Raw genomic sequence first — 14107 nt, forward strand, 5'->3', positions numbered from 1 at the left:
AGGCCGCGTCGATCGCTCTTTCGAGTCTGGATATGCTCAATAAAATATCCAAAAGGATCAACTCGACCCTTGCTGCGGGTATTGACGAACGTGTCGAGGGTTGGCCGCCCGAATGAGCGGTAGCGCGCCGACCGCTCTAGCGCCTCATTGGGGCCGCACACCGAAAGCGAAGCGCGGAATGACGGCGTTATTGACCGTTGCGCGCCAAACGGCGCCATTGCCCCGGCGTCATGCCCATCCGCTCGGTGAACGCGCGGCGGAATGACGACACGGATTGATACCCGACCGACTCGGCCACGGCCTCGGTGGTAATCATCGGCTTCTTCAGTTCGTTGGCAGCCAGGCTCATCCGGATATCGGTCAGAAGGTCGATGGCCGAGCGCCCGAGCGTGTCCTGAAAGTGCCGCATGAAGGTGGCGCGTGACATGCTGCATAAGTCGGCTAGCTCAGGCAGGGTCCAGGGCCGCGCAGGATCGACGAACATCGCTGAAATGGCCGGCGCCAGTCGTGGATGGCCGGCTAGCGCCAGGAGACCTGCCGGGGCCTGGTTGGATTCGCTCGCCTCGCGCAATACCAGCGTGAAGAGCGCCGAGGAAAGGGCGTTGAGGATCGCGTATCCGCCGACCTTGTCGCCCGTGGACTCCTCGCGCATCAGCGCCACGAAACTGGCCAGGTGGTTCAACGCAGACCCCTCACCCGTTTCACCATGACCTTGCATGGTCCGCACAACGACATTCGTGGGCAGGTAATTGCGAATCAGCTGATCATGAGGCGGCCCGATGAGAAATCGTCCGCACAGCATGTCCAGATGCTCGCCCTGGCCGTCATTCTCGCTGAACATCAATCCGGCGGAATCGCGGCGTTCGCATGTGGGCCCGGGCGGGTGTCCGCTGCCATCGTGCAGCACGTGCGCCGACCCCTGAGGCAGCAGCACGATATCGCCGGCGACCAGTTCCCGGGTCGCGTCTGTCTCGGGATCCTCGATGATGGCCCGGCCCTTGAGCACGACGTGGTAGGGAACCTCATGCGCAGCGGACTGGGCCCAGGCCACACGCCATGGCGCACCATAGGTGCAACGGACCTCCACCCGGCCAGTGACGGTGATCATTTGCAGTAGGTGGCTCAGCCAGTCGACTTGGGACATAGGACTCAGTTAGGCCTCGGCACGAAAAAAACTGGAAGTCGGTGTATTCATGGAGGCTATTACGCCTCCAACCAGAATTGGCACAATGCGGGTTTTCCAATATTGCCTTCGGCTTGTCCGAAGAAAGTCGAGCGGGCTACCGAACCGGCCCGCGCGTGGCAACGCATGGATAAGTGGCGCTTTCCTCGTCTTTCACGGACAGCGTCGGCGCATGTCAGTGGCCAGCGCTTTGCCCGCCGTCGACGTGCAGGATTTCTCCGGTAATGAACGGCGCCGAATCGAGAAAGAGGATGGCGTCGGCGATATCGCGTGTTTCACCCAGGCGTCCGATGGGGTTGAAAGCTGCCAGCGCTTCGTGCATTGCCGGCGAGTGCATCGGTGTCTCTATGTTTCCGGGCGCGACGGCATTTACGCGGATTCCCTTTTTCGCGTATTCGATCGCCAGTGACTTCGTGGCAGCGTTGATGCCGCCCTTCGTCAGCGCCGCCAGGACCGAGTACACCCCGCTGATTGCAACGTGATCGATGCTGGCCGTAACACTCACCACATGGCCACTTGCATGCCTTTCCATCTCGGCGATCGCGAGTTGCGTGATGTAATAGAACCCCGCCATGTTCACGTTCATCACGGCGGCATAGTCTTCTGCGGTGTGTTCGGTAAAAGGCTTGCCGATGTAGATACCGGCGTTGTTCACCAGCGTATCGATCCGGCCAAATCGGGCGAGGCCCTCGGATATCACGCGTCGGGCGGTCGCGGGGTCGCCGATGTCACCGGCGACCGTGAGGACGTTCGCGTCGCGCGACGGCTCGATCGAACGGGAGGTGGCAACGACGGCATAGTCGAGCTTGCGAAATGCCCGAACGATCGCGGCACCCATCCCGCGCGAGGCGCCGGTAACGACAACAACCTTTCGTGATGTGCTCGTACGTTCCTGCGTCAGAGCAATAGTTGCTGGCATCGTAGGCTTCCTTATCGAGTGGCCGGCTATACGAACACTTAAAGAACACTTAAACGAGGCTCTGCACGAGGCTTGCCATCGCCGGTTCGATCGTCGCGATGAGCGAGCGGCGAACCTCGCTTGCGCGAGTCTCGTCGAGGAACGCAGTGGCTTGCAAACGCAGGTAATGGACTGTGTTAAGACCGATGCAGCCGAGTGCCGCGGATACATATGGGGTGAGAAAATCGGGCTGGTTGGCTCCATCACCGGCGAATACGCCACCCGAAGCGATTCCAACGAATACCGGGCGGTCCTGAAGCATTCCGACCTTGCCGGCTGGTGTCGACTTCATCGTGCGCCCGACACGGAGAATCTGGTCGATCCACGCCTTCAGGACGGACGGGACCGTGAAGTTATTCATCGGCGTGCCGATGACAACGACATCGGAATTCTCGACCTCCCGGATGAGTTGCTCGGCCAGTCGTAGCGCGTCGTGGTCTCTTCCTGCCGCCGCGAGCGACTTTGGCGTCGCCAGAACGGCGGCGTAATCGGCGCCAGCATGAGGTATCGGTTCATATCCGAGATCCCGGCGGCTGATCGTCACGTCGGGGAGAAGCGTCAAAAGCTTTTCGACGACCGCTGCAGACAGCCGTCGACTGTGCGACTCGCGTCGCGGACTGCAATCGATGTGGAGGATGTTCATCAGATTTTCCCCAGCGGCTTAACAAGGCCAATGATGGTATAGCCATCGTGGTCAGGCATTAGATTAGGAATGCTTGACATCGTAGCCTCCATAAAATAGCGGCTTTTCGGGTGACTAAACGAGTTCCAGCACATCCGATACCGGCACGCGGGGCTTCTGCGCCCAGTTTCCGGCTCGCTCCGGCCCGACCGACAACAGCATCACCGGTACTTCGTCTTCGGCCAGTCCGAACTCGCGGTGTACTGCTTCGTCGTCGAAACCGATCATCGGCGTTGAACCGAGACCCATCGAGCGGGCCGCATAGATCATCGCCGCCGCACCGAAAGTGGCCGTGCGTACGGCCTCGTCGCGGCGGCGCTGCGGATAAGCCATATACAGATTGCGCGCCGGGATCTCCCATTCCGGGACCATGGTTGCCGGCATCACGCCCGCTTCCACCAGCGGTGCGAGACGCTCCGGTATCACACTGGTTTCGACTAGCTGCCCGCAGACGATGAAAGTAACGGCCGCTTCACTGGTCGCAGGCTGATCCCATGCGATCGGCCGCAGTCTGGCCTTCGCTTCAGGGGAGCGCACAGCGATGAAGCGCCAGTTCTGCAAGTGGAACGATGTCGGCGCGCTCGTGCCGATTCGCACCAGCTCGCGGATCTGGTCGTCGCTCAATGTCGCGGTAGGGTCATAGTACTTGGCTGCGGTGCGGCTCAGGATGCATTCGATGACGGCGTTGGTCACGGCTATTCCTTGGCGAAGGGGTGAATTGAGAAACAGGAGGTTATGTAGCTGACCGGCATGGTCAGTTCTCTGTCGTTGGTCTAACGACGAATAAGCGCAACAGCTTCGCAGGTCGGGTTTTTATCGAGTCGAATGATCCTGGCGAAGCATCCCCCTGTTGACCTTGAAGTTGTACGAGCAATGGTGTCAATATTCTGTACCATCGATGGTACGAATTGAAGAACCAAGACCGACCAATTTCGTGTGTACCAAGAAATGAATTCCAACCTGAAGATTCGGCTCGACCGCAGGGCGAAGCTGCCCCTGTCAGAACAGATTTGGCTGAGCATTACGAAGGCAATAGAGTCCGGGCTCCTCGCGCCGGGCACTCGACTGCCCTCATGGCAGGACCTGGCCGCGCAGCTCGGCGTGGCGCGCGGTACGGTCCAGAGGGCTTATGAACGGTTATCCGACGCTCAGATGATCGAAACGTTCGGGGCGGGTGGTACACGCGTGGCGCCACGGTCCCGCACTGCGGCGACTCACGCCGAAGCGCCGCAGCCCGGCGCTTTTATGACGGCCTATCACGAGATGAACGCCGGGCCAGCGATCTTTCAGCTCGGCATTCCTGCATTTGAAGGTCTACCGGACAAGCTTTTTGCACGCGCGCGCTCGGCAAATCTATTGAAGACCGATTGCTTATCGTCACTGCTTTATCCGGATCCAGGAGGGGAGCGCGAACTGCGAACAGAAATTGCGGGCTATCTTTCCATTGCCAGAAACCTCCACTGCTACCCGGAGCAGGTGTTTATCACTTCCGGGTACATCGCCGGACTCGGCCTTGCACTGCGGGTGCTAGGTTTGGACGGTAAGAAGGTCTGGATGGAAGAGCCCGGTTTCATGGTCACCCGCAAGGGGCTCGAGCTCGCCCGTTTGAATATTGTGCCGGTACCGGTGGATGCAGACGGCGTCAACGTCGACTATGGAATCGAGAAAGCCGCCGACGCGGCGTTAGCCGTCGTGACTCCCGGCCAGCAAGCTCCGTTGGGCTCGACCCTGTCCTTGCGGCGGCGACTTCAGCTGCTCGAATGGGCGGCATCGAGCGGCGCGTGGATCATTGAAGACGACTACCTCGGCGAGCTGCAACTGGAAGGCAGGCCAGCACCCGCGCTGGCGTCCCAGGACGAGAGCGAACGGGTTATCCATATAGGCTCTTTCAGCAAGACAATCAGCCCGGCGCTGCGGCTTGGCTTTGTCGTGGCGCCAATCGCGCTGGCCAATGCATTCGCCGAAGTAGCTGCAACGCTTGCGCCCGCACCGTCACCGGTCGTGCAACTCGCCACGGCTCGATTCATGAGTGATGGTCACTACGTCCGGCGCGTCCGTCGGCTCAAGCGTCTGTACTCCTCGCAGCGTGACGCGCTCTGCGAGCAGTTAAGGATGCGCGAGGCGCAGTGGGTTAACGCCGGCCTGGCTGTACTGCTCAGACTCCCCGACGATGCACCCGACGCGCAGATCGTTAGGGATGCGATGAAGGTTGGCATGGCGCCATCGCCATTGACCGCATGGTTCGGGACCCCGTCGTGGGCGTTACCCGGCCTTTTGCTCGGCGTTGCGACGGCGCCTGCAGAGCACCTGGCGACATCGTGTCAGCGACTGTTCGAGATCATTGACCGATATCGTTCATGAAACCCGGCGGCCGTCGGATAACGCGTTGCTAACGGCGCCCGATGCGAATGCACAAATCTATGATTCGGCTCGTGACATTCACCGGCTCCGTTGCGCTCGGAAAGGCGGCGGTCAGCGGGCCGCTGTGCCCCGATCCGGCGAACTCGCAGCGGCGAACATCCGCCGATATTCGGCCGGCGTCGTTTGCCTTGCTGCCTTGAATTGCCGGTTGAAATTGGCAACGTTAGCGAAGCCCGAACGGGCAGCGATGACGGCAACGGGTAAGGAAGTGTCGACCAGCATTCGGCACGCGTGCCCGACTCGAACGCGCGCGATGTACCGACCCACGCTCTCGCCAATATGACGAACAAAATAGCGCGTGAGTGTGCGTTCCGAAAGATTGGCGACCTCACACAGTTCTGACAGCCGGAGTGGTTCGGCAAAGCGCGCATCAATCAACGAAAGCACCCGGTTGATCCGTTCAGGCTCGTAACCGGATGGACCCGCGATACCCTCATTGAAAGCACTGGGAGAGGCGAGCGGGTGGCCTGGCGCGTCGGCGAGCGTGCACAAGATATCGAGCACGGCGCTCAACCGGTCGCGCGCCACGCTGGACAGCAATCCATCCAGGTGGCCGCGCATCGATTTACCCGCAGGCGGCTCGAAGGCCAGTCCACATGCGGCCCTGCGTAAAAGCTTGCGCAGCGGTTGATATTCGGCGCAACAATCCGCGATGCGTCGCGCCCAATCGCCGTCGAACCACACGACGATGGCGACCTGCGGCGCGGATGGATCGATGGAACGGTTCGATGCCCAGGTATGCGGGAGGTTCGGCGGCACGAGGACGAGGTCGTCGGATTCGTATTCGTTGACAGCATCGCCGATATAGCGCTTGCCATGACTGTTCATCGTCAGCGTCAACTCGTACTCCGGGTGGTGATGCCACTCGAACGGAATGCGCGGGAGCCGCCGATGGTAAACCCGGACCGAACAGTCCTCGCCGAACTGGACGCGCTCGTAAGCTGGTTTCATGGCCGAAAACGCAAATGAATTGACTGAATGGTATCACCACGATTCGCACGCGCGTCATATGCTCGGGCATACGAAATTCATACGGAGACGATGATGGCGCTACAAATCGAGGATTTGCCGACCGCGATTCGGCAGGCAAAAAAGGCGTTGCGCGCGGGGTTGCCGAATTACCGGGAGGTCTTCGCCGAAGTCGAAGAAGCGATCCGCGCGGAGGCGAAGCGAATCGCCGCGCAGCGCAACCGTGGCGAGAACGTGATACCTGAGATCGAGTTTTCCGACATCACAGAAAAACGTGTCACCGCGCAGCAGATCGCAGGGATCAAGGCGTGCGGCGCATGTGTGATTCGCAACGTCTTTGCGCGCACGCTGGTGCAAGGCTGGGACGAGGATATCGCCAACTACGTCGAGCGCAATCATCTCGACAAGCGCCTCGAAAACCGCGCCGAGGACAAATACTTTGGCCAGTTGGCGTCCAGCAAGCCGCAGATCTATGGCGTGTACTGGTCGAAGCCACAAGTGCTGGCCCGCCAGTCAGAGTCGCTGACTGCGGCGCGTGTGTTCCTGAACAGTCTGTGGCGCAATGAAACCGACGGTCGCGTTCACTTCGATCCGCAGCGCGTGCCTGTTTATGCCGACCGTCTGCGTCGCCGGCCGCCTGGCTCGGCGTCGCTCGGCTTGTCGGCACATTGCGACGGCGGCTCGGTCGAGCGCTGGATCGAAAGCAATTTCCGCAAGGTGTACCGTCACGTGTTCGCTGGGAACTGGCGCGATTACGATGCGTTCGACGCGGCTTTCCGGCCGGACGTCGAAGAAATCGCGTCGCCGGCCGTCTGTTCCATGTTCCGCACCTTTCAGGGGTGGACAGCGTTGACGCCGCAAGGCCCCGGCGACGGCACGTTGCAACTCGTCCCTATTGCGAATTCGATGGTGTACATCCTGCTGCGCGCGCTTCAGGACGATGTCGCCGACGACGACCTGTGCGGGGCGATGCCCGGACGGGCGCTCTCGATCAAACCGGAGTTTCATGCGCCGCTGTTCGAGGCATTGTCGTCGATTCCGAAGATGCAAGCCGGCGACACGGTGTTCTGGCACAGCGACGTCATCCATGCGGTCGAAGACGCGCATCAGGGCGCGGGTTACAGCAATGTGATGTACATTGCCTCCGCGCCGGCATGCGCGAAAAACGACGCTTACCTGAAGCGTCAGTTGCCGAGCTTCCTCAAAGGTGAGAGCCCGCCCGATTTCCCGGCCGACCATTTCGAAGTCGATTTCATCGGTCGCGCGTCGGCCGACGACCTGACACCGCTCGGCAAGGCACAACTCGGCTTTGATCTGTAACAGAGACGGTTACGCAGGCGCGCTCGCTCCGATTGCGAAAGCGTCGCTGGTGGGTAACGGATCTTGATCCTTCACCCACGGCGAGCGTCGGCCGAGATATTCGTTTCGACGGCGCGCTGGATCGCGCCGCCACCCGCGCTCAATGCGCGAGAATCCCCATTGCGCGTTTCTTCAGATCGAGGAAATGTGGGTCGAACGTGACTTCCGGAGTCCGAGGCCGCTCGAGTTCGATCGGCACGTCCAGTTCGACACGCCCCGGCCGTGCCGACAACACCACGAGACGCGTGCCGAGAAAGATCGCTTCGTCGATGTCATGCGTGATGAAGACGATGGTGCACTGCAGTTGCTCCCAGAGAGCCGTCAAAAACGCCTGCATCGAACTGCGGGTTTGCGCGTCGAGTGCTCCGAACGGCTCGTCCATCAGCAACACCTTGGGCTTCATGACGAGCGCACGGGCGATTGCCACGCGCTGCTGCATGCCGCCCGACAACTCGTACGGCTTGTGCTTCGCGAAACCGTCCAGGCCCACGGTGTGCAGGATCTCGGCCGACGCCTGACGGCGTTGCTCCTTCGGCACCGCATGCAGCGACAGGCCGAACTCGATGTTGTCCTCGACGCTCAGCCACGGAAACAAGCCGGCCTGCTGAAACACGACGACGCGATCCGCGCCGGGCTTGTCCTTGACCTTGCCGTCGATATAAACATTGCCGCGCGACGGCACATCCAGACCCGCCAGCAGGTGTAGCAAGGTCGTTTTACCGCAGCCCGATGAGCCGAGCACGGTGACGAACTCGCCGCCCTCGAACTGCAGGTTGATGTTTTCCAGCGCCGTGGTCGCGCCGAACGTCTTATACAAAGAATCGATAACGATATTCACGCTTTTCTCCGACTTGGCGGTTCCTCGCCTCAATGGGCGAGATGCTGCGAGTACTGCGGGGCGACATTGTTATCGAAGCTCGCCGGAACCGATTCGATCCGACCGATATCCTTGAGCACCTTCGCCGTATTGACCAGGGTCAGGTAGGTCGCCGACGTCTTGACGCCGGCCCCATTTCCCATCACTTTCGGCGTGGTCTGATCGGCTCCGGAGAACAGTTCGTAGCCGGCCAGTTCGCTGGTGGCCACCGGTACAGTGACGCCCGTCTGGCGCGCCATATCGGCCAACGCGCGATCTTTCTGGTTTTGCGTCATCTGGTAGCCCTCGTCGAGCGCAGCGACGAAACCGCTCACCATGTCCGGATGGGCTTTCGCCCAGTCGGCGTTGGCAATGCAGACGTTGTAGCTCGACGCTTCGCGCGGTAGATCGCCGTCCGTCTTGATCACCTTGCCGCCCTCCGCGCGCAATGCGCTGAACACGGGATCCCAGACGATGGCCGCGTCGATCGCGCCGGTTACCCACGAGGTCCGCATTTGCGGCGGCGCCATGTTGATCTGCGTCACCGAGGCGTACGGCACATTCGCCTGCGCGAGGAACGTCGCGAGCTCGAAAGAGGCTTGCGAGCCGGCAACGATGGCGATTTTCTTGCCTTTGAGTGCCGCGACGCTGCCGATTCCGCTGTCGGGCTTGACCACGATGCCCGCGGCATTGGTATAGCGCTCCTGGTTGTACACGATGGTCATCGGCAAGCCCTGCGAGATCGCCGTGACGAGCGGCGGTACGCCGAGCCCGCACATGAAGGTCAGACTGTTCGACGCGAGTGCGCTCATCGCTGCGGGGCCCGAGCTGAACATCTTGTACTGCACGTCCGCTTTGATATGCCGCTCGAACATATGCTCGGCCATCGAGACCATGTAGGGATCGGCGCCATTGTCCTCGTAGCCGATGATGACCTGCTCCTTGTCGGCGGCCAGAACCGTCCCCGAGGTCGTCGCGCCGAGCGCCAGCAGCGCCGCTGTCGCGGCCCGTATCCACTGTTTCCTGTTCATTTTTCATCTCCTCCAGTAGCAGTCGTTGTATCAGTTATGTCCACTCCACGGCACGATCAGTTTTTCGATCTTGCGAATCACCAGCTCCATTGCGTATCCGATTAGCCCGATGATCACGATGCCCACGATCACGATGCTGACCTGTAGCGCTTGCCCCGCGAATTGCACGAGCCAGCCCAGTCCGCTGCTCGCCGCAATCAGTTCAGCGGCCACGAGGCAAGTCCAGGCGACGCCGATACCGACGCGCATCGCGGTGAATATTTCGGGCAACGCCGAAGGCAAGATGACTTTGCGGAAGATCTGCGTGTCGGTGGCGCCGAGCGTACGGGCAACCGAAATGCGCAGAGCCGGCGTACTCCGGACCCCGGACATGGTGCCGATAATGATCACCGGGATGGTGCCGACCAGAATCAGGATCGCCTTGGGCAATTCGCCGATGCCGAACCACACCACCAGAAGGGGGATGTACGCGAGCGGTGGAACAGGGCGGATGAATTGAAGCAACGGGTCGATGATGTCGAACACGACCTTGCTGCGCGACATCAGCAGTCCGACCGGAACGCCGATCACAATCGCCCCGACAAAGCCGATGACGATTCGAAAACAGCTGATGTAAATATCGCTGGCGAGCGACTGGCCGCCATATCCGTTGCCGAGGATGCTGACGAAGGATTGCCAGACGGCCACCGGCGACGGGAGGGCGAACGCCGGAAAGATATGGGCCATCGACACGCCTTGCCACAGCACGATCGACGTCAGGATCACCGCAAAGGTTAACCCGTACGACCCCAGGCCCGCGCGAGTGCGGCGAGCTTTGAGTTTCAGTTCGTTCTCTGACGCAGCGCGTCGCAAGACCGGCTTACCGTGTTCGGATAGGGATCTCACTGCCTTCTCCTCGAGTTCAAGCTATGTGCTATCGACGCGTGGCCGAGTAGTCTTCGCCCTTCGGTGCGCGGGCGGCGCACCGAAGGGCGAGTGGCTGCCAGATTGGCAGATCAGTCGGGACATCCGTCAGCCGATAGCGGCTTCAGGCCATCCATCTTATCTGGACGGCCCCGTTAGCGGTTCCTCTCCAGGCCAGAATGTCGTCGTCGCGGGCAACTTAGGTTGAACCTCGCGCGCCCTGCGTATTCGCACGCTCGACCGGCAAGTCAAGGATTGTCAATCAATAAAGAAGCCGGTAGTACCAGCCGTATAAATCCGATGGGTCCAGCGTGCCATGGCAGTTTGCCTGCTATTCGCCGGCGAGACGGAGCGTTCGATTCGTTGGGGTAAGGCCTCGCAGGCTCGGCGCAGCGGGTCGAGGAAAACGCGGACCTCGATCGATATCGGTTGCGGGCGATCGGGCATCGTCTCCTCCTGATCCACCACGGTCGTTTTGGCCGGTCACATCGGTCCAACCCTACGTAAGTTTTATACTAACCGGAAGCGATCCGCGCGGCGATGGGCGGCCCTGCGCAATATCGGATGCACCGTACGCGTCTCACGCAACGCTTGCGTTCGGTCGAGCAGGACTTGCGCGAGTCGCGCCCGCGAAGACCGTTTCATTCGCTCCATACCCATTACGCCGGCGTTTGCGCGAACCAGCGTGGGGAGAAGTCCATCCCGGGACGCACGCCAGTGCACGTGGACAGGTTCAGTGCAGGGGAGGCGAGTCCGGTGCGAGTGACCTCGGTCAAGCGGGGTCCGCGGCCAGCATTTGACGTGCCGCGCAGAACTCGTATGCTGGTGAGAGGCGGGCGTCGCGCAGGCGGACCGCCTCGAAGCGCGGCGCGCCCGTTGCAGCTTCGCTTGCTGCGCAGCGAACCAGGCGATGGTCATGAAGATTCATTTCCCTCAAGAGTGTCCGGAGTATTGCGCGCGCGATCTCGTGATCGCGTTCCCGGCCGAAGTGGACGGTATTCGCGTGCAATGCGCGATTACGGCCGAGGCGCTCGAAGATCATTTCGGTGCTGCTTCCCTGCGCGAAGACGACCTGATTGCCGCGTTCGACTCGAACAGACATCCCATCGAACAGGCGGCGAGGCAGATGCTCGAGGAGATCGGCGGCAAACCGATGCTTCTGCACAGCGGCTATTTCCGCTTTTGCGAGTGAATTGCGGGTGAATTGCGCGTGAGGCGGCTGAGCCTCGGTTCCATCCTGTCGCGCTGCGGGCCTGCTTCCGAATGTCGAGGAGAACGCTATGCGTGCGATGGTGTTCGACGGTAGCTCAGCGTTGCTGCGCGAGCAGGAGATGCCCGATCCTATCCCGGCTGCCGGCCAGATCCTGATCGATATTCATGCCTGCGGCGTGTGTCGCACCGATCTTCATCTGGTCGATCGCGAACTCGATCATCCGAAACAGCCTGTCATTCCGGGCCACGAAATCGTCGGCACCGTAGCGGGGCTCGGTGCGGGCGTGACGGGGTTCGCCGTTGGCGAGCGGGTGGGCGTGCCGTGGGTCGGCCACACCTGCGGGCATTGCCGCTACTGCCTGTCGGCGCGGGAAAATCTCTGCGACGAACCAGGCTTCACCGGCTACACGATCGACGGCGGTTACGCCGGGCGCACCGTCGCCGACAGTCGCTACTGTTTTCTTCTGCCGGAGCAATACTCCGACGTCGAGGCGGCGCCGCTGCTATGCGCCGGTCTCATCGGCTATCGCACCTTGAGCATGGCGGGCGACGCCGAGCGGATCGGCATCTATGGTTTTGGCGCCGCGGCGCATATCGTCGCGCAGGTCGCGCGTCATCAGCGGCGCACGGTGTTTGCGTTCACCCGCTCCGGCGATCGCGCAGCCCAGCAACTCGCGCTGCGTCTGGGCGCGGCGTGGGCGGGCGGCAGCGACGAGAGGCCGCCCGACGAACTCGATGCCGCGTTGCTCTTCGCACCGGTCGGCGCACTCGTTCCGCGCGCCTTGCAAGCGGTCGCGAAGGGCGGTGTGGTGGTCTGCGGCGGGATTCACATGAGCGATATTCCGGCGTTTCCGTACGCATTTCTGTGGGGCGAGCGGCGCGTGGTGTCGGTCGCGAATCTGACGCGCGATGACGGGCTCGCCTTCATGCGGATCGCAGCCGAGACGCGGCTCGCGATCGAAACGACGACTTATCCGCTCGCGCAGGCCAACCGGGCGCTGAGCGATCTGCGCGATGGCAGGCTGACAGGCGCAGCCGTGCTCGTCGTCCGATAGGGCAATCCCGACAGGTGCCCCTTTCACGATGGCGGCGTTGACCGCGGCGAGCCGGATGCGACTGCGAGCGCCCGCGCAACTGACGCGCGCGCGTCCGCAAAAGCGGGAACCACCTCTACACGACCCACCACGCGAGCGCGGCCGTGATCGCCACGACCGCCCACGACGGTACGCGCCACCACGCGAGCAGCACGAGCGCGACGACGACAAGCGCGAAATCGCGTCCCGTATGCACTGAGCTGCTCCACACGGGGTCGTACAGTGCGGCGAGCAGAATGCCGACCACGGCGGCGTTGATGCCCGCCATGGCGCGGCGCATCGGCGCAAACGCGCGCAAGTCGCCCCACAGTGGCAGCGCCGCGCCCACCAGCAGGAAAGACGGCAGGAAGATTGCCAGGATGGCGATCAGTGCGCCGATGATGCCCGCAGGATGTCCGCTGCTGACGGCGCCGAGAAACGCGGCAAACGTAAAGAGTGGACCTGGAACCGCCTGCGCCGCGCCGTAGCCGGCCATGAACGCGTTCGCGGACACCCATCCGCGCGGCACGACGACCGCTTCGAGCAGCGGCAGTACCACGTGTCCGCCGCCGAACACGAGTGAGCCGACCCGGTAGAACGCCGCGAACAGATCGACCGGATAGCTGTGCAGATAGGCGGCGAGCGCGGGCAGTCCGACGAGCAGCAGCGCAAAGGCCGCCAGACAAACGAGCGCACCGGTTCTCGAGCCCGGCATGCCGAGCGGCGCGCGCGGCACCTCGGTCGACGACTTCAGAAACGCGGCGCCCGCAAACCCCGCGGCGATGATCGACGCAAGCTGCCCATAGCCCGCGCCGAGCCCGATCACCGTGATGGCCGAGGCCGCCGCGATCGTCGCGCGTGCGCGGTCAGGGCAAAGCATCCGTCCCATCGACCACACCGCCTGCAGGACTACCGCGACCGCCGCGATCTTCAGTCCCCGCAGCAAATGAAGCGAAGCCGTATCGGACAGATGCGTGAAGCCGGACGCGAACGCGACCAGCAAGAGCACTGACGGCAGCGTGAAACCGAGCCAGGCCGCTACCGCCCCTGCAATGCCGCCGCGCAGACGTCCGATCGCCATGCCGACCTGGCTGCTGCCGGGCCCCGGCAGAAACTGGCACAGTGCCACCAGATCGCTAAACGTATGTTCATCGAGCCAGCGGTGGCGCGTGACGAATTCGTCACGAAAGTAGCCGAGGTGCGCCGCCGGGCCGCCGAACGAAGTGAGGCCGAGCCGCAAAAAAATATGAAAGAGGGTCCATGGCGAACTATGGGCCGATACGGCGAGGGGTGTGTCGATATCCGCGTTGCGCATGGAAAAGCTGGTGCCGGTGTTGCCTGGATGGGCTGAGAAAGATAGCACACGCCCGCTGTCCCGCTGCGGCGTCCCCGCGAATGTGCCTGCCTTGCAACGGCCGGCCATACCGGCGGCGCGGCATTGCCACGCCGTTGATACAGGT

13 protein-coding genes are annotated in these 14107 nt (G+C 62.1%); 4 read left to right on the forward strand and 9 right to left on the reverse strand.

Annotation, left to right across the window (positions count from 1 at the left end; translation table 11 throughout):
• Positions 1-187: 187 nt before the first annotated feature.
• The 4 genes from ABQJ48_RS01335 to ABQJ48_RS01350 form a co-directional block, all read right to left on the reverse strand.
• Complete coding sequence (locus tag ABQJ48_RS01335; protein ID WP_367835447.1) at positions 188-1144, reverse strand: cupin domain-containing protein; 957 nt, start codon at positions 1142-1144, stop codon at positions 188-190.
• A 214-nt stretch (positions 1145-1358) separates the two neighbouring features.
• A complete protein-coding gene (locus ABQJ48_RS01340) occupies positions 1359-2102 on the reverse strand; it encodes an SDR family NAD(P)-dependent oxidoreductase (protein ID WP_367835449.1) in 744 nt (247 codons plus the stop codon).
• 49 nt (positions 2103-2151) lie between these two features.
• Positions 2152-2784, reverse strand: a complete 633-nt coding sequence (locus ABQJ48_RS01345) for an FMN-dependent NADH-azoreductase (RefSeq protein WP_367835451.1) — start codon at positions 2782-2784, stop codon at positions 2152-2154.
• A 114-nt stretch (positions 2785-2898) separates the two neighbouring features.
• Positions 2899-3516, reverse strand: a complete 618-nt coding sequence (locus tag ABQJ48_RS01350) for a nitroreductase family protein (protein ID WP_367835452.1) — start codon at positions 3514-3516, stop codon at positions 2899-2901.
• A 243-nt stretch (positions 3517-3759) separates the two neighbouring features.
• On the opposite strand from ABQJ48_RS01350, the gene pdxR reads away from it, so the two are divergent.
• Entirely contained in the window at positions 3760-5184 is a 1425-nt protein-coding gene (gene pdxR / locus ABQJ48_RS01355) for a MocR-like pyridoxine biosynthesis transcription factor PdxR (RefSeq protein WP_367835453.1), read from the forward strand.
• Between the two features lie 111 nt (positions 5185-5295).
• Here pdxR and ABQJ48_RS01360 read toward each other — a convergent pair whose 3' ends face one another.
• Entirely contained in the window at positions 5296-6195 is a 900-nt protein-coding gene (locus ABQJ48_RS01360; RefSeq protein ID WP_367835454.1) for a helix-turn-helix domain-containing protein, read from the reverse strand.
• A gap of 93 nt (positions 6196-6288) precedes the next feature.
• Here ABQJ48_RS01360 and ABQJ48_RS01365 point away from each other — a divergent pair, with 93 nt between their 5' ends.
• Positions 6289-7533, forward strand: coding sequence for a DUF1479 domain-containing protein (locus ABQJ48_RS01365; protein WP_367835960.1), 1245 nt, complete (start codon positions 6289-6291; stop codon positions 7531-7533).
• A 139-nt stretch (positions 7534-7672) separates the two neighbouring features.
• Here ABQJ48_RS01365 and ABQJ48_RS01370 read toward each other — a convergent pair whose 3' ends face one another.
• Genes ABQJ48_RS01370 through ABQJ48_RS01380 form a run of 3 tightly spaced genes read right to left on the reverse strand, consistent with a single transcriptional unit; the run spans position 7673 to position 10344 of the window.
• The gene (locus tag ABQJ48_RS01370; protein ID WP_367835456.1) at positions 7673-8410 is read right to left on the reverse strand and encodes an ABC transporter ATP-binding protein; all 738 of its coding nucleotides are present in this window, start codon (positions 8408-8410) and stop codon (positions 7673-7675) included.
• A 29-nt stretch (positions 8411-8439) separates the two neighbouring features.
• Positions 8440-9459 carry a taurine ABC transporter substrate-binding protein gene (locus ABQJ48_RS01375; RefSeq protein WP_367835457.1) on the reverse strand — a complete coding sequence of 340 codons (1020 nt, stop codon included), beginning with the start codon at positions 9457-9459 and terminating at the stop codon, positions 8440-8442.
• Positions 9460-9489: 30 nt separating this feature from the next.
• Entirely contained in the window at positions 9490-10344 is an 855-nt protein-coding gene (locus ABQJ48_RS01380; protein ID WP_367835458.1) for an ABC transporter permease, read from the reverse strand.
• Between the two features lie 934 nt (positions 10345-11278).
• On the opposite strand from ABQJ48_RS01380, the gene ABQJ48_RS01385 reads away from it, so the two are divergent.
• Both ABQJ48_RS01385 and ABQJ48_RS01390 read left to right on the forward strand, forming a co-directional pair.
• Positions 11279-11554 carry a DUF1488 family protein gene (locus ABQJ48_RS01385; RefSeq protein WP_367835460.1) on the forward strand — a complete coding sequence of 92 codons (276 nt, stop codon included), beginning with the start codon at positions 11279-11281 and terminating at the stop codon, positions 11552-11554.
• A gap of 88 nt (positions 11555-11642) precedes the next feature.
• A complete protein-coding gene (locus tag ABQJ48_RS01390; protein ID WP_367835461.1) occupies positions 11643-12629 on the forward strand; it encodes a zinc-dependent alcohol dehydrogenase family protein in 987 nt (328 codons plus the stop codon).
• A 115-nt stretch (positions 12630-12744) separates the two neighbouring features.
• Here the strand turns inward: ABQJ48_RS01390 and chrA are convergent, their stop codons facing one another.
• A complete protein-coding gene (gene chrA, locus ABQJ48_RS01395; protein WP_367835962.1) occupies positions 12745-13962 on the reverse strand; it encodes a chromate efflux transporter in 1218 nt (405 codons plus the stop codon).
• Between the last annotated feature and the right edge of the window lie 145 nt (positions 13963-14107).

It is taken from the genome of Paraburkholderia suaedae (assembly GCF_040812055.1).
GTDB lineage: Bacteria > Pseudomonadota > Gammaproteobacteria > Burkholderiales > Burkholderiaceae > Paraburkholderia.

What these genes read in the sequence shown, in the direction of transcription:
- ABQJ48_RS01335 (WP_367835447.1), bottom strand. Translation starts at nt 1,144, where the DNA reads ATGTCCCAAGTCGACTGGCTGAGCCACCTACTGCAAATGATCACCGTC.
- ABQJ48_RS01340 (WP_367835449.1), bottom strand. Translation starts at nt 2,102, where the DNA reads ATGCCAGCAACTATTGCTCTGACGCAGGAACGTACGAGCACATCACGA.
- ABQJ48_RS01345 (WP_367835451.1), bottom strand. Translation starts at nt 2,784, where the DNA reads ATGAACATCCTCCACATCGATTGCAGTCCGCGACGCGAGTCGCACAGT.
- ABQJ48_RS01360 (WP_367835454.1), bottom strand. Translation starts at nt 6,195, where the DNA reads ATGAAACCAGCTTACGAGCGCGTCCAGTTCGGCGAGGACTGTTCGGTC.
- ABQJ48_RS01365 (WP_367835960.1), top strand. Translation starts at nt 6,289, where the DNA reads ATGGCGCTACAAATCGAGGATTTGCCGACCGCGATTCGGCAGGCAAAA.
- ABQJ48_RS01375 (WP_367835457.1), bottom strand. Translation starts at nt 9,459, where the DNA reads ATGAACAGGAAACAGTGGATACGGGCCGCGACAGCGGCGCTGCTGGCG.
- ABQJ48_RS01385 (WP_367835460.1), top strand. Translation starts at nt 11,279, where the DNA reads ATGAAGATTCATTTCCCTCAAGAGTGTCCGGAGTATTGCGCGCGCGAT.
- ABQJ48_RS01390 (WP_367835461.1), top strand. Translation starts at nt 11,643, where the DNA reads ATGCGTGCGATGGTGTTCGACGGTAGCTCAGCGTTGCTGCGCGAGCAG.
- chrA (WP_367835962.1), bottom strand. Translation starts at nt 13,962, where the DNA reads ATGCGCAACGCGGATATCGACACACCCCTCGCCGTATCGGCCCATAGT.